Raw genomic sequence first — 21,994 nt, 5'->3', positions numbered from 1 at the left:
CCACCGGGCCCCCCGCCACCGGTCGGGCCACCAGGAATCTGACCGCCACCACCACCGGGCCCCCCGCCACCGGTCGGGCCGCCGGGGGCTTCGCTGCCGGGTGCCGGTGCTGGCGGCGGGGTGGTTGACGTGTTCGTGGTGGTCGTCGTCGTGGTTGTGGTGGTTGTCGGCGCCTTCTCGCCGCCGCCACCGCAGCCGACCGCCAGCGTGAGCGCAGCCGCGCTGCCGAACACTGCCATCGCCATTCTGCCTTGCGGTTTCATGAGACCCTGAACCCCTCTCGTCTTTGCCTTCTACTTGTACCCGAGATGGGTGACGGCAAAACGTCAGGGCTCTGACCAGGAACGATGCGCCGCGGGCGCCCGGGGTCAGAACGTCCAGCTGTCCGGGGCGGTCAGCACAAACCCGTGGCGCTGATCGCTTTTGGCGTCCTCGATCACGCACGCGGTCATGGCCGTATCGGCTGCGCAGACCGCGACCGGGCCGGATCGCCAACTTTCTTGGGTCACCTTCTTGCCGGCGGGTAGCGGTTTGTACGCCTCCGGAGCGACCGTCCCCTCATGCCAGCCCGCGCCGTCGAGGTACTGATACTTTTCCATCGCGGCCACATCCACGTCGCCGAAGTCTCCCGGTCGGAAATCCGCCGTTAAAGCGACCTTGGCTGCGTTGTGCGAGGTGCCGAGCAACACACCCCAACACTCCGCCTCCAGGTAGGAAGCCTTGGTGGTGTAGCTCATGCGGCAGCGGTATCCGCCCGGCGCGAGAAACTGGACGCCGGTGGTGCTGTATGCGTAATAGGTGCGGTAATCCTGCGCGTTCACCGCGGCGTAGCCTCTCAGGTCCGGGAATTGCCCGGGATCCGCCGCCGCCACCGGTGGCAGGGCCGCGCCCGCCCAGACGCACACCGCAGCGCACAGCGCGCCGCGTAAGGCCGCGATCGACATGGCTCACCCCCCTGAGAACCCCCGGCTGTGAATATAACGCCGCCCACGGCCGGCCGCGGACGCAATTTATCGCCGGTCACCCCAGCGAGCGGCGGCTGACAAACCGGCGCGGCAGCCCGGTGACCGGGTCAACGAATTCCAGGGTGTGCGCCAACAGCTGCAACGGCGTGCTGAAGTCATCGGGCGCAACATCAACAACGTTGGGGTACAGCGGGTCTCCGTCGATCGGCACACCCAAGGAAGCCATGTGCACGCGCAGCTGATGGGTGCGCCCGGTGCGCGGGGTCAACCGGTACAGCCCGTCGCCGAGGTCTTCGATCAACGTTGCGGCGTTCGGCTCGCCGGGTTCCTCGACGGCTTGTAAGCAGCCGCGGCGCTTGATGATTCGGCTTTGCACCAGGGTCGGCAACACCACCGTCGGGACACCGGTGGCCCGCGCGAGATATGTCTTGCGCGCCGCACCGCGGGAAAACAGGGTCTGATACCGACCCCGCAGCGCGCGACGCACGGTGAACATCAGCACCCCGGCGGTCAACCGGTCCAGCCGGTGGGCGGGGCTGAGCTCGGGCAGGTCGAGTTCGCGGCGCAGCCGCACCAGCGCGCTCTGCGCGACGTGCCGCCCGCGCGGCATGGTGGCCACGAAATGCGGCTTGTCCACGACCACGAGGGCGTCGTCGCGATGCAGCACCGGGATGTCGAACGGCACCGGCACTTCCTGCGGCAGCTCACGGTAGAGGTAGACGCACGCCCCGGCCGGCAGCACCGTCGTCGCGTCGACCACCGTGCCGTCGGCGCAAACCACTTCCCCGGCCGCAACTTTGGCCCGCGCCGGCGCCCCGAACCGGGCGCCGAGTTCGTCGGCCACCGGTCCGCCGCGCAGCCGCACCCGCGCCGGGCCGAGCCCGTCGCGCACCGGCAGCGGCGCCGACCGCACCCGGCTCAATCGAGCGGTACCGGTTCGAGGATCTCGGCACGAGCCTCGGGGGCCGCCACCCGCAGCGCGTCGGCCGATTCGTCGTCGGGCTGGGTCTGGGAGAGCACCTCGGCCTCCACCCGCGCGATGTACATCGCCACCTCGCGGTCGACGTCGTCGTCGGTCCAGCCCAGCACCGGTGCCACCACTTCGGCGACCTCGCGGGCGCAGTCGACGCCGCGGTGCGGGTATTCGATCGCGATCCGCATCCGGCGGGCCAAAATGTCCTCCAAATGCAGCGCGCCCTCGGCGGCGGCGGCATAGGCGGCTTCCACCTTCAAATAGATCGGCGCCTCGGTGATCGGATCCAGCAGCTCGGGTTGGTCGGCGGCCAGCGCCAACACCTCGTCGATCAGCGCGCCGTAGCGGTCCAGCAGGTGCCGCACCCGGTAGGGGTGCAGGCCCTGCTGGGTGCCGACGTGTTCGGTCTGGTTGACCAGCGCAAAGTAGCCGTCCGCACCCAGCAGCGGCACCTTCTCGGTGATCGACGGCGCGACCCGGGTCGGGATGTATTCGGCGGCAGCGTCGATCGCGTCGGCGGCCATCACCCGGTAGGTGGTGTACTTGCCGCCGGCGATGGCCACCAACCCGGGTGCGGGCACCGCCACCGCATGTTCGCGGGACAGCTTGGAGGTGTCGTCGCTTTCCCCGGCCAGCAGCGGCCGCAGCCCGGCGTAGACGCCGTCGATGTCGTCGTGGGTCAGCGGGGTGGCCAGCACGGTGTTGACGTGCCCGAGGATGTAGTCGATGTCGGCCTTGGTGGCCGCCGGGTGGGCCAGGTCCAGGTTCCAGTCGGTATCGGTGGTCCCGATGATCCAGTGCGTGCCCCACGGGATGACGAACAGCACCGACCGCTCGGTGCGCAGGATGATCGCCACCTCGGACACGATCCGGTCCCGGGGCACCACCACGTGCACCCCCTTGGACGCTCGCACCTGGAACCGGCCGCGCTGCCGCGACAACGCCTGAATCTCGTCGGTCCACACCCCGGTGGCGTTGACCACGACGTGGCCGCGCACCTCGGTGACCGCGCCGTCCTCGGAGTCGCGGACCTGCACCCCGGTCACCCGGTCGCCTTCCCGCAGCAGGGCCACCACCTGGGTCGAGGACCGCACCACCGCGCCGTAATGCCCGGCGGTGCGGGCCACGGTCATGGTGTGCCGGGCGTCGTCGACGACGGTGTCGTAGTAGCGGATGCCGCCGATCAGCGAGCTGCGCTTGAGCCCCGGGCACAGCCGCAACGCCCCCGCGCGGGTCAGATGTTTCTGCGCCGGAACGGATTTCGCGCCGCCAAGCTGGTCGTACAGGAAGATGCCGGCGGCCACGTAGGGGCGTTCCCACCACCGTCGGGTCAGCGGGTACAGGAACGGCAGCGGTTTGACCAGGTGCGGCGCCAGCGTGGTCAGCGACAACTCCCGTTCGTGCAGCGCCTCGCGCACCAGACCGAACTCCAGTTGCTCGAGGTAGCGCAGCCCGCCGTGGAACATCTTCGAAGAGCGGCTGGAGGTGCCCGCGGCGAGGTCGCGGGCCTCGACCAGCGCCACCTTGAGTCCCCGGGTGGCGGCGTCCAGGGCGCAGCCGGCGCCCACCACCCCGCCGCCGATGACCACCACGTCGAATTGTTCGGCGCCGAGCCGCTCCCAGGCCGCCGCGCGTTGGGCCGGTCCGAGCACGGCGCTGCCCCAGGTCCGGCCGCTGCCCGCTGCGAGAATCGGGTCGGTCAAGGAAGTAACTCCTTTGGTTACTCGTCAGTACGACACTGCTCGCCCCAGGCTACGTGCCCTGCCGTCGGCGTGCCCGACGAACGGCGACCCGGCGTTAGTCCAGGTCGTCGTGCGTCATCAACCGACGGGCCGCCTCGGTCAGCGACCCCGACAGCGACGGGTAGACCGCCAGCGTCTGGGCCAGGTCGGTGACCGTGATGCGGTTCTGCACCGCCAGCGCGATCGGCAGGATCAACTCGGAGGCGATCGGGGCGACCACCCCCCCGCCGATCACCACCCCGGTCGCCGGCCGGCAGAACAGCTTGAGCAGGCCGTGGCGCATCTCCGACATTTTCGCCCGGGCGTTGGTCCGCAGCGGCAGCATGATGGTGCGGGCGGGCACCGAGCCGTTGTCGATCGCCGCTTGCGGCACGCCGACGGCCGCGATCTCGGGCCGGGTGAACACCGCGGCGGCCACGGTGCGCAACCGAATCGGGGCCACCGCCTCCCCCAATGCGTGATACATCGCGATCCGGCCCTGCATGGCCGCCACCGACGCCAGCGGCAGCAGCCCGGTGCAGTCGCCGGCGGCGTAGATCCCGGCCACCGAGGTGCGTGAGACCCGGTCCACGTTCAGGTAGTTGCCGGGTCCCAGCTCGATGCCGACCCGCTCCAGGCCCAGACCCGACGTGTTGGGCACCGACCCGACGGTCATCAGGGCGTGGCTGCCCTGCACCGTGCGTCCGTCGGTCATCGTGACCAGCACCCCGTCGTCGGTGCGGGTGACCGAGTCGGCGCGGGCGTTTTTGACCAGCGTGACCCCGCGCTCGGCGAACGAATCCTCCAGCACCCGCGCCGCGTCGGAGTCCTCGTGCGGCAGCACCCGATCCCGGCTGGCCACCACGGTGACCGGCACCCCCAGCTCGGTGTAGGCGTTGACGAACTCGGCACCGGTGACCCCGGAGCCGACCACGATGAGGTGCTCGGGCAGCGTGTCCAGGTCGTAGAGCTGACGCCAGGTCAGGATGCGCTCGTCGTCGGGCTCCGCGTTGGGCAGCACCCGCGGGCTGGCGCCGGTGGCGATCAGCACCACGTCGGCGTCGCGCACGCTGGTGGTGCCGTCGGGTTCGGTCACCTGGATGCGGTGGTGGGCCATCCCGGGGATGTCGTCGACCAGCTCCCCGCGCCCGGCGATCACCTCGACGCCGACGCTGCGCAGCTGGGCGCCGATGTCGGCGGATTGGGCGGCGGCCAGCGTCTTGACCCGGTCGTGGATTTGGCCCAGCGAGATCTTGGCGTCGTCGGCGTCGATCGCGAAGCCGAGGTGCGGGGCCCGGCGCAGTTCGGTGCGCACCCCGGTGGAGGCGATGAACGTCTTGGACGGCACGCAGTCCCACAGCACGCAGGCGCCGCCGATGCCGTCGGAGTCGACCAGGGTGACCTGGGCGACGTCCGGGCCGCGCGCCGCGGCCACCAGGGCAGCCTCGTAACCGGCCGGCCCTCCGCCGAGGATCAGAATGCGGGTCACCACAGGCCCTAACCTAGCTAACGCACCGGTTAACCGCCCAGCGAGCGTCCGCCGTCTAAGCTTTCCCCCGTGCCGCTCTACGCCGCCTACGGGTCGAACATGCACCCCGAACAGATGCTGCAGCGGGCACCGCACTCCCCGATGGCCGGGACCGGCTGGCTGCACGGGTGGCGGCTGACGTTCGGCGGTGAGGACATCGGTTGGGAAGGGGCGCTGGCCACCGTCGTCGAGGATCCGGGTTCTCGGGTGTTCGTCGTGCTCTACGACATGACGGTGGCCGACGAGACGAACCTGGACCGGTGGGAGGGGTCAGAGTTCGGCATCCACAAGAAGATCCGCTGCCGGGTCGACCGCATCTCGTCGGACACCACCACCGACCCGGTGCTGGCGTGGCTGTATGTGGTCGATGCCTGGGAGGGCGGGCTGCCCTCGGCGCGCTACCTCGGGGTGATGGCCGACGCCGCCGAAATCGCCGGCGCACCAGCCGAATACGTGCACGACCTGCGCACCCGCCCGGCCCGCAACATCGGTCCCGGCACGTAGGTTTGCACTTGGCCGCTTTGCCCGCCCTTGGCCGCCTTTGGCCGCGAGCGTGCGTGTCCCCGGTCGACACGCCGGACTAATCACCGGGATTGCGCACGCTCGCGCGTCTGGTTTCTGCTGTTACGCCGTCAGTACCGGTGGAGCCAGAATCGCAAGGCCTTCGCGAACAGCGGCGATGTCGTCACTGCGAAGACCGGGATCGTTGACGAACCCGGCCACGGCATCGAGGAGTTCACGAGGCGTCGCGAGCGTGCGCAGAAACGGGTTTTGCCTGCGCGTGTCGGCCGGGGACACGCACGCTCGCGACCAAAAGCGCTTACACCGCGGCGGATTGCTCGACGATGTTGACCATCACCCGGACCCCGACCGCCAGCGCCCGCTCGTCGAGGTCGAAGGTGGGTTGATGCAGGTCCAGCTGCGGGCCGCTGCCCGACCACACCCCGAGGCGGGCCATCGCGCCGGGCACTTCTTCCAGATACCAGGAGAAGTCCTCACCACCGCCGGACTGCCGGGTTTCGGCCAGCACATCGGGGCCGACGGCCTCGATGGCGTGGGTCAGGATGCGGGTGGAGATCTCCTCGTTGACCACCGGCGGCACCCCGCGCCGGTAGTGCAGGGTGTGCTCGATGCCCAGCGGCGCCAGCAGCGCCGACACCGTTTCCCCGACGATGCCCTCCAGCTGCACCCAGGTGTCGCGGCTGGCGGTGCGCACGGTGCCGGCCAACACGCCGGTCTGCGGGATGGCGTTGGCGGCCACCCCCGCATTGACCGCGCCCCACACCATGACGGTGGAGTTGCGCGGGTCGATGCGCCGCGACAGCACCCCGGGCAGCCCGGTGATCAGGGTGCCCAGGCCGTAGACCAAATCGGCGGTCAGATGCGGCCGCGAGGTGTGCCCGCCCGGCGAACACAGCGTGATCTCGATGGTGTCGGCCGCGCTGGTGATCGGTCCGGGCGTGGTCGCGACCCGGCCCACCGCCAGCCGCGGGTCGCAGTGCAACGCGAAGATGCGGCTCACCCCGGTCAGCGCCCCGGCCGCGATCGCGTCGATCGCGCCGCCGGGCATCAGCTCCTCGGCGGCCTGGAAGATCAGCCGCACCGACACGGGCAGGTCGGGCACCGCGGCCAGCGCCTGCGCGGTGCCCAACAGGATCGCGGTGTGGGCGTCGTGCCCGCAGGCGTGCGCCACCCCGGCCACCGTCGAGGTGTACGGCGCGCCGGTCCGCTCGGCCATCGGCAGCGCATCGATGTCGGCACGCAGCGCGATCCGGGGCCGATGTTCGGGGCCAAAGTCGCAGGTCAGCCCGGTCCCGCCGGGGAGCACCTTGGGGTTGAGGCCGACATCGGCCAGCCGTTCGGCGACGAACTGGGTGGTGGCGTATTCCTGCCGGCTCAGCTCCGGATGGCGGTGCAGGTGGCGCCGCCAGGCGACCAGATCGTCACAGTTGGCGGCCAGCCACGACTCGGCGGTATCGACCAGGCTCATGTGCGCCGCTCCCCGCCCCCGCCGGGCCCTGGCGTCACCACACCCGCGGCGCGACCGGATGCGGCGGTAGTGGGCATGCTGGCAGTATCTCACCGCCACGGGACGCGGCCGACAACGGATAAGCTCGGCGCTGTGGACGACGGGCCCGACGCACTGGCACAGCAGGCCGCGCAGGTCATCGGCGAGCGCACCGGAGTCGCCGAGCACGACGTCGCGATCGTGCTGGGCTCCGGCTGGGTTCCGGCGGTAGAGGCGCTCGGCGCCGCGACCGCGGTGATCCCGATGGCGGAGGTGCCGGGTTTCCGGGTGCCGACCGTGGCCGGGCAGGGCCACCAGGTGCTGTCGGTGCCGATCGGCGCGCACCGGGTGCTGGTGCTGGCCGGTCGGGTGCACGCCTACGAGGGACACGACCTGCGCCACGTCGTGCACCCGGTGCGCACCGCGGCCGCGGCCGGCGCGCGCACCGTCGTGCTGACCAACGCGGCCGGCGGGCTGCGCAGCGACTTTGAGACCGGTCAACCGGTGCTGATCCGTGACCACCTCAACCTGACCGCGCGGTCACCGCTGGTGGGGGCGCAGTTCATCGACATGGTGGACGCGTACGCGCCGCGGCTGCGGGCGCTGGCCCGGGAGGTCGACCCCACCCTGGCCGAAGGCGTGTACGCGGGGCTGCCGGGGCCGCAGTACGAGACCCCGGCCGAGATCGCGATGCTGCGGGTGTTGGGCGCCGACCTGGTCGGGATGTCCACGGTGCACGAGACGATCGCGGCCCGGGCGGCCGGCGCCCAGGTGCTGGCGGTGTCGCTGGTGACCAACCTGGCGGCCGGCATCACCGGGCAGCCGCTCAGCCACGCCGAGGTGGTCGAGGCCGGCCGCCGTTCGGCGACCCGGATGGGGTCGCTGCTGGCCGACGTCGTTGCCCGGTTGTGACGATCACCGCCGTGACCCCCGAGGAGTGGATCGCCCACGACCCCGACCCGGTGACGGCCGCCGAACTCGCCGCCTGTGACGCCGACGAGTTGACCGCCCGGTTCGCCCGGCCGCTGACGTTCGGCACCGCCGGGCTGCGCGGGCCAGTGCGCGGCGGCCCGGACGCGATGAACCTCGCCGTGGTGCTGCGCGCCAGTTGGGCGGTGGCCCAAATCCTTCACCGCACCGGGGCGGGCGGCACGGTGATCGTCGGACGCGACGCCCGGCACGGGTCGGCCGAATTCGCCGTCGCGGCCGCCGAGGTGCTTGCCGCGGCCGGGTTTTCGGTGCTGCTGCTGCCCGGCCCGGTCCCGACGCCGGTGGTGGCGTTCGCGGTGCGGCACACCGGGGCGGTGGCCGGAATCCAGATCACCGCGTCGCACAACCCGCCGGCCGACAACGGCTACAAGGTGTACTGCGACGGCGGGATGCAGATCATCTCCCCCACCGACACCCAGATCGAGGCGGCGATGGCCGCCGCGCCCTTCGCCGACCAAATCCCCCGGCAGGCCGTCACCCCCACCGGGCGCGACCTGGTCGACCGCTACATCGCGCGGGCCGCGGCGGTGCGCCGCGGATCCGGCTCGGTGCGGGTGGCGCTCACCGCGCTGCACGGCGTGGGCGGTGACGTCGCCGTGCAAACACTGCGCCGGGCCGGTGTGGCCGACGTGCACGCGGTCGGCGCCCAATTCGCACCCGACCCCGACTTCCCCACCGTGGCGTTCCCGAATCCGGAAGAACCCGGGGCCGCCGACGCGCTGCTGGCGCTGGCCGCCGACATCGACGCCGAGGTCGCGATCGCTTTGGATCCCGACGCCGACCGGTGCGCGGTCGGCATCCCCACGCCAGCGGGCTGGCGGATGCTCTCCGGCGACGAAACCGGTTGGCTGCTGGGCGATTACCTGCTGTCGCAAGTCGACACGCCGGCGGCCAGCGTGGTGGCGTCCACAGTGGTGTCGTCGCGGATGCTGGCCGCGATCGCCGCGCACCGCGGCGCCCGGCACGTGGAAACCCTGACCGGGTTCAAATGGCTGGCGCGCGCCGACGCCGACCTGCCCGACGCCACCCTGCTCTACGCCTACGAGGAGGCGATCGGGCACTGCGTCGACCCGGCCGCCGTGCGCGACAAGGACGGGATCAGCGCGGCGGTGCTGGTCTGCGACCTGGTGGCGACACTGCGCGAGCGGGGCCGCACGGTGCCCGACGCGCTGGACGAGCTGGCCCGCCACCACGGCGTGCATGTCGGTGCGGCGGTGTCGCGGCGGGTCGCCGACATCGAGGAGGCAGCCGCGCTGATGACCCGGCTGCGGGCCGACCCGCCCGCGCAGCTGGCCGGGCTGCCCGCGACCGCCACCGATCTGCTGGACCGGCGCGACGGACCCAGCACCGATGCGCTGGTGTTCACCGCCGAGGACGCCGACACGTCGGCTCGGGTGGTGGTGCGGCCGTCCGGTACCGAGCCGAAACTCAAGTGCTACATCGAGGTTCGGGTAGCCGGCGACCTGCAAGCTGCCCGCAAAACCGCGGGGCAGCGGTGCGAGACCATCGTGAACGCGGTGCAGGGCTGGTAACAATGAGCCAGCACGCCAAACCCGAATCGCTCCGCAACGTCGTGGTGTTCGTGTTGCAGATGCTGTTCATCAGCACGGTGGTGATGGGTGAAATCCTGGGCGGGTTCGCCATGTTCGCCATCAGCGTCGACCATCTGCACTCGCCGCCGCCGGTCGCCTGCCACCACACCGTCATGGCCGCCGACGACGGCTGCGTCTTCACCGGTTCCGGCAAAACCCACACCGAACGGCTGCTGCCGCACGCATTCGCCGACCGCACACCGCCGACGGTCCGGGGCGGTGCGGTGCACGACCTCCCTTCGGTGGCGGCATATCGGCACCAAATGCGGGTATGGGGAACGATCTTCGGTCCGCTGCTGTTCGCGTTGGGGGTCTTCTCGGCGGTCGCCTTCACCCGCGCGAGGCGGCACGCCGACAACCCTGTTCGTGCCTACTTAGCTCAGCGCGGGCCGAACTGGCGGTCGCCGGCGTCGCCCAGGCCGGGCACGATGTAGGCGTCCTCGTTGAGCCGTTCGTCGACGGCCGCGGTGAACAGCCGCACCCCCGGGGCGGTTTTCTCCAGGGCGGCAAGACCTTCCGGGGCGACCACCACGCACAGCACGGTGATGTCGGTGGCGCCGCGGTCAACCAGCACGCCCAGGGTGTGCGTCATCGAGCCGCCGGTGGCCAGCATCGGGTCGAGCACCATCACCGGCTGGCCGGTCAGGTCGGTGGGCAGCGACGCCAGGTACGGCACCGGCAGATGGGTGTCCTCGTCGCGGACCACCCCGACGAACCCCACCCGGGCTTCCGGCAGCAGCGCGTGCGCCTGGTCGACCATGCCCAGCCCGGCCCGCAGCACCGGCACCAGCAACGGCGGCGCGGCCAGCACCGCCCCGACCGTCTCGACCAGCGGGGTGCGCACCGTGATGCGCTCGCAACGCAGGCCGCGGGTGGCCTCGTAGACCAGCATCAGCGTCAGATCGCGCAGCGCGGCGCGGAATGCCGCGCTGCCGGTGCGGTGGTCGCGCAGCGTGGTCAGCCGGGCCGCCGCCAGCGGGTGGTCGAGCACGCGCACCTCCACGGCCATGAAGCCTACGGGCTGCTCGATGGGCGTAGGTTCAGGCGCCGAAGAAGTTGAAGATGTCGAAGCCCAGACCCACCAGGTCGATCAGCGGCTGCCCGGGGATCAGCGGCCCGTCCAAGATGGCGTCCGGACCGATGATGCTGCCCAGGTCCAGCAGGTTCGCCAAGTCGTTCCACCCGGTGAGCAGGGTGTGGTCGACCAAATTGATCAGGTCGTAGCCGGTGATGTTCTGCAACAACACAGTGATGTCGTTGATGATGCCGAGCTCGCCGGCCGACAGCGTGCCGCCGTTGGCGGCGACGTCGGCCCACGGCCCGATGACGCTTTGAATGAAGGCGTTCTGCAAACCGGCCAGCATCTGCAGCGGATCCATCTTCTCGAACAGCCCGGCGACCCCGGAGCCGTCGTACAGGCCGCCCAGCGGGGTCTCGGCCCACGGACCGCCGGCCACCCCGATGGCCTGCTCATACGGGCTGCCTTCGATGTAGGTGCCGCCGGGAATCTGGTAGAGCCCATCGACCGCGGGATCGCCGGCGTTGCCGTAGCCCCAGTCGATGAACAGCCGCGCCCACGGCGAGAAGAAGTCCCCGAAGAACTGCCCGGCGGTCCCGCCGTTGTACATGAACTGCAGGATCGGCAGATTCTGCGGGATGTAGTAGAAGTCGGTGTCCCCGATGGTCCCGACGTTGATGGCGCTGGCCACCTGGTCGGCGGTGAGGTCCGGGTAGTAGGGGTGCACGGTCTCGATGCCGATGATGGCGTTGATGTCGGCCAGCAGGTTGGTGGGGTCCTGCGGGAAGTTCGCCCAGCCGTCGTACTCGCCGGTGTAGATGGCGCTGGCGCCGATCCCGGTGGTCGGGGTCGGATCCATGCTCAGCGGCACGTTGAGGAACGGCAGGTGCTGGCCGGTGGGTGTCAAGCTGAACGCTTTGATGCCGTCCGGGAATTGGAAGCGGTCCAGGATGCCGCCGAGCGGGTTGTTGGGATCACCGATCAGCACGTAGTGCAGGGTGTCGGTGTCGACGCCGGACCCGATCAGGTTGTTGAGTTCCTGGGTGGTGATGGTGGCGCTTTGCGAATACCCGAATATCACGCCGGCGTCGCCGTTGGCGCCGAGCGCGGTGTTCAGCTGTTGCACGCCGACGTTCACCGAGTTGCCGAAGTTCAGGTTGTTCCAAGCCGGGTTGCCCGCGGGGTTGACCAGGCACACGATCGGGCAGAACTGCTCCGGGGTGTCCAACGGCTGGAAGGGGCCGGTGAACCCGTGCGGGTCCAGGTAGAGCGCTTCGACTTGGCCCATGTAGTTGCCGACGGTGGGGTCGGGGACCGCGGTGCCGCCCATGATCCAGGCCTCGTCGGCCAGCAGCGCGATGTTGGCGATAAACACCGATGTCAGCGCCGACGTCGCCCCGGCGACGGCGGCACCGACGCCCGCCACCAGCACCGCACCCAGCGAACGCAACCGCGTACCGGCCATTGCGACCTCCCGACCCAGAACCCGTCCGGTGGTCGCCTGTTGCTCCCCGCGGGCGGCAATCTGCGCCTATGATGGCGTCCGCCCGCGCCCGCCGTGGGGAAAATCACAATTATTTTTCATCTGATTTTCAGGAACGGACACGCTGCTGGCTACGCGGCGGCGCGCCGCATCGTTCCTATACTCCGGCCATGCGACGCCCGCGCCGGCGGAGAAGCATGCCGCTGAGGGCCACCGGACTGATGGTGCTGCTGGCGGCGGCCCTGCTCGGGCCGCTGCCCGCCGGGCGGGTCGCGTCGCCGCCGGGCTTCACCGCCGCCACGGTGCCCGCCTTCGCCCACATCGTCGTCGTGGTGGAGGAGAACCGCTCTCAGGCCAACATCATCGGCAATAAGGCGGCGCCCTACATCAACCAACTGGCCGCCGGTGGCGCGATGATGGCGCAATCGTTCGCCGAGGTGCATCCCAGTGAACCGAACTATTTCGCGCTGTTCGCCGGCAGCACGCTGGGGGTGACCGAGAACGTCTGCCCGGTCAACGCGGGCAACGCCGCCAACCTGGGCGCGCAGCTGCTGGCCGCCGGGTACACCTTCGCCGGGTTCGCCGAAGGCCTGCCCGCCGTCGGCTCGACGGTCTGCAGCGCCGGCAAGTACGCGCGCAAACATGTGCCGTGGGCCAGCTTCACCAACATCCCGGCCAACCTGTCCCTACCGTTTTCGGCGTTCCCGGCCAACTACGCGGGCCTGCCGACGGTCTCGTTCGTCATTCCCAACCTCGACAACGACATGCACGACGGGTCGATCACCCGGGGTGACACCTGGCTCTACCAGAACCTGTCGGCGTACGCGCAGTGGGCGCAGGCCAACAACAGCCTGCTGATCTTGACCTGGGACGAGGACGACAACGCCTCGCGCAACCAGATCCCGACGGTCTTCTACGGCGCCCACGTCAAACCCGGAACCTACGTGGAGCCGATCAGCCACTACAACGTGCTGTCCACCCTGGAGGAGATGTACGGGCTGCCCAAACTCGGCTTGGCGGCCCGCGCGCCGGCCATCACCGACATCTGGGGCGGCTAGCCCGCCTGTGTCAGGTCGAGGCGACCGCCCGGACGATTTTCAGTGTGCGTTCAGGGCGGAGACTGGTGGCGTGGCGCCGCCCTGGGTGCACACTCAACGCCCTGGGTGCACACTCAACGGACCGCCGTCCAGCCGCTGGCCCGCAAGCAGATGCACGACACCTTGGCCGACCTGACCGGGTGGCCCCGACACGGACGCCGATATCCTGTGCCGCATGGCTGCTGACCTCGTGCCCATTCGATTGGGCCTGACCGCTGGTGACCGCTACACGCTGTGGGCGCCGCGCTGGCGTGATTCAGGTGACGAGTGGGAGGCGTTCCTCGGCAAGGAGGAGGACCTCTACGGCTTCGAGACGGCGGCCGACCTGGTGGCCTTCGTGCGCACCAACACCGACCACGACCTGGCCGACCACCCCGGCTGGGCGGGCCTGACCGAGGCCAACGCGCACAAACTGGATCCGGCCGAGCGCAACCAGTTCGACCTCGTCACGGTCGAGGAGTTGGTGGCCGACGACCCCACCAAGAAGTCGGTGCGCACCCTGGCGAACACCCTGGCGGTGGTCGCCTCGATCGGGTCGGTGTGCGAGCTGTCCGCCGTGACGAAGTTCTTCAACGGCAACCCGACGCTGGGCACCGTAGCCGGCGGCATCGAGCACTTCAAGGGCAAAGCCGGTCGCAAGCGCTGGTATGTGATCGGCGAGATCATCGCGCGCAACTGGGACAACGTGCTCAGCGCGCTCGACGACGTGATCACCACCCCCGACGTCGACGCAGCGGCGTCGAGCCGCGCCGCCGACGAACTGGCCGAAGCTCCCCCCGAAGAGGAGGAGGCGATCGACGAGGCGGCCACCGAGGAGGGGGACGAGGCGGCCGACGCCGAGGAGTCCGACGAACCCGCCGAGGACGCCGAGGACGCGCCACCCCGCGCCAGCGACCACGTGGTGCTGGGCAGCGACGCGGACTTCTGGGCGAAGGTGGGCATCGACCCGATCCGGATCATGACCGGCGCCGGGACGTTCTACACGCTGCGGTGCTATTTCGACGATCAGCCGATCTTCCTGGGCCGCAACGGCCGGATCAGCGTGTTCAGCTCCGAACGCACGCTGGCGCGGTATCTGGCCGACGAGCACGACCATGACCTGTCCGACCTGAGCACCTACGACGACATCCGCACCGCGGCCACCGACGGTTCGCTGGCCGTGGACATCACCGACGACAACGTGTACGTGCTGACCGGGCTAGCCGATGACCTCGCCGACGGGCCGGACGCGGTGGACCGCGATCAGCTGGAGCTGGCCGTCGAATTGCTCCGCGATGTCGGGACCTACGCCGAGGACGACATCGTCGATAAAGCGCTGGATCCCGACCGTCCGCTGGGCAACCTGGTCGCCCACGTGCTGGACTCCGAAGCGCCCGGCAAGGTGAAGGCGCCGTTTGCCGCGGCGGTCAAGACGTGGGAGGAACTCGAGCGGTTCGTGGAGTCGCGGCTGCGGCGCGAATAACGCTGCCTATTCGGCGGCTGGGCACTGGTTGCCGTTCCGTATATCGCCTGGTGACCGCGGCGCCAACGAGCGAGCCCGGCTAATAGGCGCAAATTGCTGCGCCGATAGGCACCACCAGAACAGCAGTTCAGCCGGTCGCAGACACCCCAAACGGGGAAACGGAAGCCAAGTTGGGTTTTTGAAAAACCCGGCCCAGCGCCGACCGGCCGGGGTTAAGCTGCGGGCTGCCTGTGAATTTGAAAGGGGGTGTCAACGCGGCGGCGAAACACACCGTTGCCGAGCAGGTGAGCATCCCCATTAGCCGGTGTCGCCATTCGCGCACCGTCCTCCATCCCCACCGATTTCGACCACTGCCGTGCCCCCGGCATGAGAAAGGAATCACTATGGTAGCGACCAGTTTTCGCAGACGTGTCATGATCCCTGCGGCCGTCGGCACCGCCGCGGCAGCAATGGCTGTCGTCATCGCCCCCACCGCGTACGCCGACGAGGACTGGGGGGCGATCGCGGTCTCGCCGGACGGCCAATCCGTCGGCGTAGCCACCGATAAACCGAATCAGTATCTTGCCGACCAGGCTGCGACCAACGACTGTCAGCAAAACAACCCCAGCTGCAACGTGTTGATTTCCTTCAAGTCCCCGGACTGCGGTGCGGTCGTCAAAAACGGCGATCACTACTTCGGCGACAGTGGCGCCACGCAGCAGGAGGCCGAACAAAATGCGATGAACCAGAGTCCCGGCGCCACGGTGCTCAAGTCCGCATGCAACGGGGCTGCGCCCGAGAGTGAAGGTTCGTCGACGACGGCTACGCCTACGACGGCCACGACCACGACGGCTCCGGCACCGGCACCCGGCGGCTGAGGCCGCATCGGCAGGTGGGCCGGCCGGTCGATACGGCCGGCCCGCCGAGCGCACCTGAGTGCGTTTATAGCAGAACTGTTATATTGACTGGATGAGCTCCTACGGCGGGGATCTGGTCCGGGAGGCCCGCCGCAGGGCCGGTCTTAGCCAAGCCGAACTGGCAGCGCGCGCCGGCACCGCCCAGCCCGCGATCGCGCGGTGGGAAGCCGGTCGGACCGCCATCAGCCTCGACGACGTGTTCCGCCTGGTCCGGCTGTGCGGTCTCGACCTAGATCTGATGCTGGTACCGCGCGACGACAGCGACTGGGCCCAGGCGTCGCGGCTTGCCGACTTGACCGGGCAGGAGCGCCTGGACCGGCACGCGCGGCTGGTGCGGCAGTTGCGCGGGCTGCGACAAGCCCGACGAGCCTGACGTGGAACTCGACCTCCCCCGCCTCTTTGCGGTGCTCGACGCCCACCGGGTCGCCTACGTGCTCATCGGCGGCTTGGCGGCCGTGTACCACGGCTCGCCGTTCCCGACCGAGGACGCCGATATCACGCCACAGACCGGGCGCGCCAACCTCATTCGGCTGGCGGCCGCGCTCGATGAACTGCAGGCACGCATCCGGACCGAACCCGAGCCCGGTGGGCTTCCGTTCGCGTGCGACGCCGATACGCTGGCGAGCGCCACGACCTGGAAACTGACCACCGACGCCGGGGACCTCGATGTGGCCTTCGAGCCCGCCGGCACCCGGGGCTATCCGGATCTGCGCCGGGACGCGACGCCCGTGGCGCTGTACGGCGTCACCGTGCGAGTGGCCGCGTTGGCCGATGTCGTCCGCTCCAAGCAGGCGGCGAACCGACCCAAGGACCGGCGGGTGCTGCCCACGCTCCGCGAGATCCTGGCGGCCCCGCCGCCGGCTTCGGACCGCTAACTCTGCCGCGCGGGCCCGGCCACCCGCCGGGCCAGCAGTCGGCGCACCGCGTCGTCCATGTGCTCCTCGATGAGGCGCAGCGCGAGCACTTCGTCGCCGGCGCCGATGGCGTCGCGCAGCGCGCGGTGCTCGGCCACCTGCTCGTGCAGGTCGCCGTAGGCGTGGTGCAGTTCGCCGAGCAGCATCCGGGTTTCCAGCAGCAGGGTGCGCATCGCCCGGGACAGCCGCGGACTGTCGGCGCATTCGATCAGCACCTCGTGGAACTGCTGATCGGCGTCGGCGACCGCGGCGGCGTCCCCGCGTTGCGCGGCGGCGGCCATCGCGTCGATGGGCGCGCCGAGCCGGGCCCAGGCGACCCGGGCGTCACCGCCCAAGATCTCGCCGATTGCGGCCCGTTCGATGGCCTTGCGGGCCCGGTACACGTCGTGCACATCGGTTTCGGTGAGCTCGACGACGAAGATGCCGCGGTGGCGTTCGCTGCGCAGCAACCCCTCGGCGACCAGCCGTTGCATCGCCTCCCGCAGCGGGCCGCGCGACACGGCGAACTGCGCGGCCAGGTTCGCCTCGCCGAGTTGGTCACCGGGTGCGAGCCGGCCGCGGGTGATCGCCTCGCGCAGCCGGTCGGCGATCAACTCGGCGGTCGACTGCCGACTGAGCGGCTCGAACGCCGCCGGCTCCGAGAGCGTCATCGTTCATCCTTGAATAGCGCACCCAATCCGGCGGCCCGGCGGGGCAGCCCGGCGATGCGCAACCCTTCCCACACGGTGACCGCGTTCGCGGTCAGCACCGGCTTGCCCAAGGACCGCTCCAGCGTCTCGACCTGGGCCACGGTGTGCATCGCGGTGTCGGGGATCAGCAGCGCATCGGCGCCGGGGTCGTCGTTGGCGGCCGCCAGCGCGGCCACCTGCTCCGGACTGAGCCGGCCCACCTCCGCGGCGGTGTCGATCCCGGCATTACCCATCGACGTGACGTCGATGTCGTGTGCGGCAAGGAAACCCACGAACAGCTCGGCGATGTCCTGCGGGTAGCTGGCCGCCACGGCGACCCGGGCGCAGCCCAACGCCGCCAACGCGTGCACAAACGCGAACGAGGTGCTCGAGGCGGGCACCCCGGCGGTGGCGGCCAGCCGCGCCACCTGGTCGGCGGCGCCGTCGGGCCCGTAGACGAAACTGCCCGACGTGCACGCCCACACCACCGCGGCCGGCCGCCGCGGCGCCAGCAGCGCCGCCCCGTCGGCCAGCCGGGCCGGGCTGCCCAGATCCAGCAGTTCGGGCACCGCGTGCAGATCCGTGCCGTAGATGTGCACCACCGCCAGCTCCACCCCGAGCCGCGCGGCCGCCCACGGGTAGTCGGACTCCGCGGCGTGGTCGGGGTAGATAAAACCAACGCAGTCGACGGTCATCGCTTGGCCCCGGCGAACACGTCGCGCAGCCAACGGCCCGGACCCATCATCGGCAGATCCATCCGGCCCAGGCACGCCCACATGGTCAGTTGATTGGCGGTCAGGATCGGTTTGCCGAGCATGTTCTCCAGGGGGTCGACGATGTCGTAGGTGCGCAGGTTGGTGCAGCTGACGAAGATGGCCTGCGCGTCGGGATGGTCGGCGGCCACGATCCGCTCCGCCACCGTACGGTAGTTCACTTTCCAGATGCCGCCGCCCAGTCCGAGGTAGTCCGACCGCAGCACCGTCACACCCAGCTGCCCCAAGAAGGCGTGCAACAGCTCGGTGAGTTCTTCGTCGTAGGGCGTGATCACGCACATCCGGGAGATCTGCAGGGCGAGGACGGCCTCGGCCAGCGCGCCGGAGGTGGTCACCGCCGCCGGGGCCCCGGCCGCTTCGATCGCGGCGACCAACGTCTTCTCGTATTCGACGCCGTTGACGAAGCTGCCCGAGGCACACAGGTAGGCAACGACTTCCGGCTCCACGTGCAGCACGTCGCGGGTGGCGGCCTCCAGGTGATGGGTGTTGGACACCAACTCGGCCATCAGCCGGCTCACCGGCACCGGTTCGTAGTGGGTGCGGGCCAGGTGCAGCGACACCTCCGCCGGAATCCACCGCCACAGTTCGCGTTCGATCGCCAAATCGAAGGGGGCGATGATGCCGATGCCGCGCTGGTCACCAGGCCCGTCGAACTCTGGTAGCGACGACAGATCCATGGGTGGCCCCACACTCGCGTAGTTCCACTCCAGGCCAGCCCCTGGATTGTTGACAATCATACGATGCGTTTTTACGGTGTCAATGTGGGCGCGCGTTCGGTCGTCACGATTCAGCATGGCGAGTCCATCCCCGCCCAGCTCTCCACGATCAGCGCCGACGCCGAACTGCGGATGGTGCCCTCTCCCCGCCTGGCCGAGGCGCTGCCCGGCGCCGACGTGCTGTTCGTCTACGACTTCTCTTCGCCGGCACTGCGATCCGCCTGGCCGGCCGCCGATTCGCTGCGCTGGGTGCAGGTGGCCTCCGTCGGCGTGGATGCGGTGCTGTTCGACGGGCTGATCGATTCCGAGGTGATCCTGACCAACTCCCGCGGAATCTTCGAGGAACCGATCGCCGAATACGTGCTGGGCCAGATCTTGGCGTTCGCCAAGGACTTTCACCGCTCCTGGAGCGCGCAAGAAGCCCACCGCTGGCAGCACTTCGAATCCGAGCCGATCGCCGGCAAGTCGGCCACGATCGTGGGCACCGGGCCGGTCGGGCGGGCGATCGCGCGGCTGCTCAGCGCGGCCGGGATGCGGGTGCGCGGGGTGGGGCGTCGCGCCCGCACCGACCCCGACTTCGGTGAGATCGGCGCCGACCTGCTCGCGGCGCTCGCCGACACCGACTACGTCGTGCTTGCCGCCCCGTTGACGGAGCAGACCCGCGGCATGATGAACGCCGACGCACTGGCCGCGCTGCCGCCGCGGGCCCGGCTGATCAACGTCGGCCGCGGCGAGCTGGTGCTCACCGACGCGCTGGTGGCGGCGCTGCAGACCGGACGGCTGGCCGGGGCAGCACTCGACGTCGTCGACCCCGAACCGCTGCCGCCCGGCCATCCGCTGTGGACCGCCCCGAATGTGCGGCTGACCCCGCACAACAGCGGCGACGTGGCGGGTTGGACCGATCAACTGCAACAGCAGTTCATCGCCAACTTCCGACGCTATGTGTCCGGCCAGCCGCTGCACAACGTCGTCGACAAGCACCGCGGATACGCCCCGACCGGCTGAGGAGCCGTTATGACTGAACCCACTGATCTGACGGCGCTGCAGCTGATCGCCGCCTATACCTCCGGGGAACTGTCCCCGGTCGAGGCAACCGCCGCCGCGCTTTCGGTGATCGCCGAACGCGACGGCGAACTCAACGCGTTTTGCCTGGTCGACGAGGAGGCCGCGCTGGCGCAGGCCCGCAAGTCGGAGGCCCGGTGGGCCGGCAACTACACCAAGGGCCTGCTCGACGGCGTGCCGATCGCGATCAAAGACGTGTTCCGCACCGCCGGGTGGCCGACGCTGCGCGGCTCGCGGCTGACCGATCCCGCCGGGCCGTGGCCCGACGACACCCCGGCGGTGGACCAGATTCGTCGCGACGGGATGGTGATCATCGGCAAGACCACCACCCCGGAGTTGGCGTGGAAGGGCGTCACCGACAGTCCGCTGTGCGGGGTCACCCGCAACCCCGCCGATTCCAGCCGGACCGCGGGCGGCTCCTCCGGGGGCAGCGCGGCGGCGGTGGCCGCCGGGATGGCGCCGCTGTCGATCGGCACCGACGGCGGCGGAAGCATCCGGATTCCGGCGGCGTTTTGCGGCGTGGTGGGTTTCAAGCCCACCCACGGCCGGGTGCCGATGTATCCGATCAGCCCGTTCGGCCCGCTGGCCCACGCCGGGCCGATCAGCCGGACCGTCGAGGACACCGCGATGCTGATGGACATCATCGCGCTGCCGTCGCACCGCGATCCGACGTCGCTGCCGGCGACGTGGGCCACCTATCGCGGCGAAATCCACCGCGACGTCGTCGGATTGGATGTCGCGTACTCGCCGACGTTGGGCTATGCCGAGGTCGATCCGCAGGTCGCGGCGGCGGCCGCCGCCGCGGTGCGCACGCTGGCCGACGCGGGCCTGAACGTGGTGGAAGCCGACCCGGGCTTCGCCGACCCGATCGATGCCTTCGAAACGCTGTGGGCCACCGGGGCCGCGGCCAGCCTGCGCCGCTACGGCGCGTCGGCGCGCGACCAGGTCGACCCGGGCCTGCTGGCCATGTGGGACCGCGGGCTTGCGGTGTCGGGGGTGGAGTATCTCGACGCCCGGCAGGTCTGCATCGAGTTGGGGTTGACCATGGGTGAGTTCCACGAAACCCACAACCTGCTGATCACCCCGACCACCCCGATCCCCGCCTTCGACGCCGGACACGATGTGCCGGTGGATTCCGGGATGCGCTGGTGGGCGCAGTGGACGCCGTTCACCTACCCGTTCAACATGACCCAGCAGCCGGCGCTGTCCATCCCGATCGGCACCACCACCGAGGGGCTGCCCATCGGATTGCAGATCGTCGGGCCCCGGCACAGCGACGATCTGGTGCTGGCGGTGGGCCGCTTCGCCGAGCAGGTGCTGGGCTGAGTTCCCCCTTGCCGCGAGCGTGCGCAAATGTACGGCGACACGCCGGTGGTGGTGGCAATTTGCGCACGCTCGCGGCCAAAAGTTAAGCCCGGGCGAAGGCTAACTGCTCGCCGACCGCACCGGCCATCCACAGGTCGCTGCAGGCGGCGGCGATGTCGTCCAGGCCGTCTTCGATGGTCGCGAACACGTTGCCGGGGACCCAGCCGATGTCCCCGTTGAGCAGTAAGTTGTTGCGGCCGTAGAAGATCGCGAGGTCGGTGGCGCCTTGCGGTGAATGCGCTTCGGAGCCTTCGTCATAGCCGTAGGCGGGGTTGCCGATCTCGGATGCCTCGAAGCCGAAGAAACACACGTCACCCGGAATCGGGGTGACCGTGCAGTTCTCCCGTCCCGGGGTCCCCAGCGGCGCCAACAGGGTGTACACCTCGTTGCGCGCGTACTTGCCGTGGTAGGCCTGCCCGGCGACCGGCAGCGCATCCCAGACCACCGCGCAGGTGCGTGGTGCGAGATCGTCGAGCAACCGTGCCCGACAGGACACCTTGCGTTTGGTCAGCGTGATCGAGATGTACCGTGCCACGGCCTCCCCTCTCAGTTCAGCGACAGGGTGTCGATTGTCGACAATTCCCCAGCATAGTGCGGTGATCGCCGATTACCACCCGCCCTCGTCGTAGCTGGGCTGTTATGTGTTTGATGCCTTACCGCTCTCGAAACCGCGAACGCCGTTGAGAGACCATGACTTACTGCACCCTTGGGTGAATAGGCGTCCAGGTGTGCACCCGACGGAGCGAGTAGATGGGTAACGCGC

24 protein-coding genes are annotated in these 21,994 nt (G+C 69.9%); 12 read left to right on the top strand and 12 right to left on the bottom strand.

Going from position 1 to position 21,994, the window contains the following annotated elements:
* Window positions 1–129 precede the first annotated feature (129 nt).
* Window positions 130–273, top strand: coding sequence for a hypothetical protein (locus tag BKN37_RS29090; protein ID WP_165618305.1), 144 nt, complete (start codon window positions 130–132; stop codon window positions 271–273).
* 95 nt (window positions 274–368) lie between these two features.
* Here the strand turns inward: BKN37_RS29090 and BKN37_RS08615 are convergent, their stop codons facing one another.
* From BKN37_RS08615 to BKN37_RS08600, 4 genes are all read right to left on the bottom strand, one after another.
* On the bottom strand, window positions 369–944 hold the full coding sequence (locus BKN37_RS08615; protein ID WP_105369246.1) for a hypothetical protein: 576 nt from the start codon (window positions 942–944) through the stop codon (window positions 369–371).
* A 76-nt stretch (window positions 945–1,020) separates the two neighbouring features.
* Window positions 1,021–1,878: a pseudouridine synthase gene (locus BKN37_RS08610; RefSeq protein WP_207547219.1), complete on the bottom strand. Its 858-nt coding sequence runs from the start codon at window positions 1,876–1,878 to the stop codon at window positions 1,021–1,023.
* Window positions 1,879–1,883: 5 nt separating this feature from the next.
* On the bottom strand, window positions 1,884–3,641 hold the full coding sequence (locus BKN37_RS08605) for a glycerol-3-phosphate dehydrogenase/oxidase (RefSeq protein WP_071024445.1): 1,758 nt from the start codon (window positions 3,639–3,641) through the stop codon (window positions 1,884–1,886).
* Between the two features lie 94 nt (window positions 3,642–3,735).
* Window positions 3,736–5,151 carry an NAD(P)H-quinone dehydrogenase gene (locus BKN37_RS08600; protein ID WP_071024442.1) on the bottom strand — a complete coding sequence of 472 codons (1,416 nt, stop codon included), beginning with the start codon at window positions 5,149–5,151 and terminating at the stop codon, window positions 3,736–3,738.
* A 66-nt stretch (window positions 5,152–5,217) separates the two neighbouring features.
* On the opposite strand from BKN37_RS08600, the gene BKN37_RS08595 reads away from it, so the two are divergent.
* Window positions 5,218–5,691: a gamma-glutamylcyclotransferase family protein gene (locus BKN37_RS08595; protein ID WP_071024440.1), complete on the top strand. Its 474-nt coding sequence runs from the start codon at window positions 5,218–5,220 to the stop codon at window positions 5,689–5,691.
* Window positions 5,692–5,811: 120 nt separating this feature from the next.
* On the opposite strand, the gene BKN37_RS29085 is transcribed toward BKN37_RS08595, so the two are convergent.
* Together BKN37_RS29085 and BKN37_RS08590 are read right to left on the bottom strand one after the other, a co-directional pair.
* Window positions 5,812–5,985, bottom strand: a complete 174-nt coding sequence (locus BKN37_RS29085) for a hypothetical protein (RefSeq protein WP_158260356.1) — start codon at window positions 5,983–5,985, stop codon at window positions 5,812–5,814.
* Between the two features lie 22 nt (window positions 5,986–6,007).
* Entirely contained in the window at window positions 6,008–7,177 is a 1,170-nt protein-coding gene (locus tag BKN37_RS08590) for an amidohydrolase (protein WP_071024438.1), read from the bottom strand.
* Window positions 7,178–7,309: 132 nt separating this feature from the next.
* On the opposite strand from BKN37_RS08590, the gene BKN37_RS08585 reads away from it, so the two are divergent.
* Genes BKN37_RS08585 through BKN37_RS08575 form a run of 3 tightly spaced genes read left to right on the top strand, consistent with a single transcriptional unit; the run spans window position 7,310 to window position 10,211 of the window.
* Window positions 7,310–8,107, top strand: a complete 798-nt coding sequence (locus BKN37_RS08585) for a purine-nucleoside phosphorylase (protein ID WP_071024436.1) — start codon at window positions 7,310–7,312, stop codon at window positions 8,105–8,107.
* 11 nt (window positions 8,108–8,118) lie between these two features.
* Window positions 8,119–9,717 carry a phospho-sugar mutase gene (locus BKN37_RS08580; protein ID WP_071024462.1) on the top strand — a complete coding sequence of 533 codons (1,599 nt, stop codon included), beginning with the start codon at window positions 8,119–8,121 and terminating at the stop codon, window positions 9,715–9,717.
* 2 nt (window positions 9,718–9,719) lie between these two features.
* Window positions 9,720–10,211: a hypothetical protein gene (locus tag BKN37_RS08575; protein WP_071024434.1), complete on the top strand. Its 492-nt coding sequence runs from the start codon at window positions 9,720–9,722 to the stop codon at window positions 10,209–10,211.
* Here the strand turns inward: BKN37_RS08575 and upp are convergent.
* On the bottom strand, window positions 10,157–10,780 hold the full coding sequence (upp, locus tag BKN37_RS08570) for a uracil phosphoribosyltransferase (RefSeq protein ID WP_071024460.1): 624 nt from the start codon (window positions 10,778–10,780) through the stop codon (window positions 10,157–10,159). The genes BKN37_RS08575 and upp overlap by 55 nt on opposite strands.
* 37 nt (window positions 10,781–10,817) lie before the next feature.
* Window positions 10,818–12,260: a PE-PPE domain-containing protein gene (locus tag BKN37_RS08565; protein ID WP_071024432.1), complete on the bottom strand. Its 1,443-nt coding sequence runs from the start codon at window positions 12,258–12,260 to the stop codon at window positions 10,818–10,820.
* Between the two features lie 215 nt (window positions 12,261–12,475).
* Between BKN37_RS08565 and BKN37_RS08560 the strand changes: the two genes are divergently transcribed.
* The 5 genes from BKN37_RS08560 to BKN37_RS08540 all read left to right on the top strand — a co-directional run bounded on the left by BKN37_RS08560 (window position 12,476) and on the right by BKN37_RS08540 (window position 16,608).
* Window positions 12,476–13,336: an alkaline phosphatase family protein gene (locus BKN37_RS08560; RefSeq protein ID WP_278184940.1), complete on the top strand. Its 861-nt coding sequence runs from the start codon at window positions 12,476–12,478 to the stop codon at window positions 13,334–13,336.
* Window positions 13,337–13,550: 214 nt separating this feature from the next.
* Window positions 13,551–14,837, top strand: a complete 1,287-nt coding sequence (satS, locus tag BKN37_RS08555) for a protein export chaperone SatS (protein WP_071024428.1) — start codon at window positions 13,551–13,553, stop codon at window positions 14,835–14,837.
* Window positions 14,838–15,220: 383 nt separating this feature from the next.
* Complete coding sequence (locus BKN37_RS08550) at window positions 15,221–15,694, top strand: DUF4189 domain-containing protein (RefSeq protein ID WP_083341670.1); 474 nt, start codon at window positions 15,221–15,223, stop codon at window positions 15,692–15,694.
* 91 nt (window positions 15,695–15,785) lie between these two features.
* Complete coding sequence (locus BKN37_RS08545; protein ID WP_071024424.1) at window positions 15,786–16,106, top strand: helix-turn-helix transcriptional regulator; 321 nt, start codon at window positions 15,786–15,788, stop codon at window positions 16,104–16,106.
* A gap of 1 nt (window position 16,107) precedes the next feature.
* A complete protein-coding gene (locus tag BKN37_RS08540; protein WP_071024421.1) occupies window positions 16,108–16,608 on the top strand; it encodes a hypothetical protein in 501 nt (166 codons plus the stop codon).
* On the opposite strand, the gene BKN37_RS08535 is transcribed toward BKN37_RS08540, so the two are convergent.
* The 3 genes from BKN37_RS08535 to BKN37_RS08525 are packed head-to-tail and all read right to left on the bottom strand — an operon-like array spanning window position 16,605 to window position 18,765.
* Complete coding sequence (locus BKN37_RS08535) at window positions 16,605–17,297, bottom strand: GntR family transcriptional regulator (RefSeq protein WP_071024419.1); 693 nt, start codon at window positions 17,295–17,297, stop codon at window positions 16,605–16,607. The two genes, BKN37_RS08540 and BKN37_RS08535, sit on opposite strands and share 4 nt — an antisense overlap.
* Window positions 17,294–18,010, bottom strand: a complete 717-nt coding sequence (locus BKN37_RS08530) for a maleate cis-trans isomerase family protein (RefSeq protein ID WP_071024417.1) — start codon at window positions 18,008–18,010, stop codon at window positions 17,294–17,296. The genes BKN37_RS08535 and BKN37_RS08530 overlap by 4 nt, the downstream gene beginning before the upstream one ends.
* Window positions 18,007–18,765 carry a maleate cis-trans isomerase family protein gene (locus BKN37_RS08525; protein ID WP_071024414.1) on the bottom strand — a complete coding sequence of 253 codons (759 nt, stop codon included), beginning with the start codon at window positions 18,763–18,765 and terminating at the stop codon, window positions 18,007–18,009. The genes BKN37_RS08530 and BKN37_RS08525 overlap by 4 nt, the downstream gene beginning before the upstream one ends.
* A gap of 63 nt (window positions 18,766–18,828) precedes the next feature.
* Between BKN37_RS08525 and BKN37_RS08520 the strand changes: the two genes are divergently transcribed.
* Both BKN37_RS08520 and BKN37_RS08515 read left to right on the top strand, forming a co-directional pair.
* A complete protein-coding gene (locus BKN37_RS08520) occupies window positions 18,829–19,809 on the top strand; it encodes a D-2-hydroxyacid dehydrogenase (RefSeq protein ID WP_071024412.1) in 981 nt (326 codons plus the stop codon).
* Window positions 19,810–19,818: 9 nt separating this feature from the next.
* Window positions 19,819–21,192: an amidase gene (locus BKN37_RS08515; RefSeq protein WP_071024410.1), complete on the top strand. Its 1,374-nt coding sequence runs from the start codon at window positions 19,819–19,821 to the stop codon at window positions 21,190–21,192.
* A gap of 82 nt (window positions 21,193–21,274) precedes the next feature.
* Here BKN37_RS08515 and BKN37_RS08510 read toward each other — a convergent pair whose 3' ends face one another.
* Window positions 21,275–21,766: a DUF3830 family protein gene (locus tag BKN37_RS08510; protein WP_071024408.1), complete on the bottom strand. Its 492-nt coding sequence runs from the start codon at window positions 21,764–21,766 to the stop codon at window positions 21,275–21,277.
* Window positions 21,767–21,994: the final 228 nt, after the last annotated feature.

The sequence above is a fragment of the Mycobacterium talmoniae genome, assembly GCF_001854525.1.
Lineage (GTDB): Bacteria > Actinomycetota > Actinomycetes > Mycobacteriales > Mycobacteriaceae > Mycobacterium > Mycobacterium talmoniae.
Note: the sequence above shows the minus strand (reverse complement) of the source record. Positions and strands in the feature narration are given on the sequence as shown.

What these genes read in the sequence shown, in the direction of transcription:
- BKN37_RS08515 (WP_071024410.1), top strand. Translation starts at nt 19,819, where the DNA reads ATGACTGAACCCACTGATCTGACGGCGCTGCAGCTGATCGCCGCCTAT.
- BKN37_RS08565 (WP_071024432.1), bottom strand. Translation starts at nt 12,260, where the DNA reads ATGGCCGGTACGCGGTTGCGTTCGCTGGGTGCGGTGCTGGTGGCGGGC.
- BKN37_RS08550 (WP_083341670.1), top strand. Translation starts at nt 15,221, where the DNA reads ATGGTAGCGACCAGTTTTCGCAGACGTGTCATGATCCCTGCGGCCGTC.
- BKN37_RS08575 (WP_071024434.1), top strand. Translation starts at nt 9,720, where the DNA reads ATGAGCCAGCACGCCAAACCCGAATCGCTCCGCAACGTCGTGGTGTTC.
- BKN37_RS08545 (WP_071024424.1), top strand. Translation starts at nt 15,786, where the DNA reads ATGAGCTCCTACGGCGGGGATCTGGTCCGGGAGGCCCGCCGCAGGGCC.
- BKN37_RS08530 (WP_071024417.1), bottom strand. Translation starts at nt 18,010, where the DNA reads ATGACCGTCGACTGCGTTGGTTTTATCTACCCCGACCACGCCGCGGAG.
- BKN37_RS08535 (WP_071024419.1), bottom strand. Translation starts at nt 17,297, where the DNA reads ATGACGCTCTCGGAGCCGGCGGCGTTCGAGCCGCTCAGTCGGCAGTCG.
- BKN37_RS08615 (WP_105369246.1), bottom strand. Translation starts at nt 944, where the DNA reads ATGTCGATCGCGGCCTTACGCGGCGCGCTGTGCGCTGCGGTGTGCGTC.
- BKN37_RS08525 (WP_071024414.1), bottom strand. Translation starts at nt 18,765, where the DNA reads ATGGATCTGTCGTCGCTACCAGAGTTCGACGGGCCTGGTGACCAGCGC.
- BKN37_RS08520 (WP_071024412.1), top strand. Translation starts at nt 18,829, where the DNA reads ATGCGTTTTTACGGTGTCAATGTGGGCGCGCGTTCGGTCGTCACGATT.
- BKN37_RS08560 (WP_278184940.1), top strand. Translation starts at nt 12,476, where the DNA reads ATGCCGCTGAGGGCCACCGGACTGATGGTGCTGCTGGCGGCGGCCCTG.
- BKN37_RS08590 (WP_071024438.1), bottom strand. Translation starts at nt 7,177, where the DNA reads ATGAGCCTGGTCGATACCGCCGAGTCGTGGCTGGCCGCCAACTGTGAC.
- satS (WP_071024428.1), top strand. Translation starts at nt 13,551, where the DNA reads ATGGCTGCTGACCTCGTGCCCATTCGATTGGGCCTGACCGCTGGTGAC.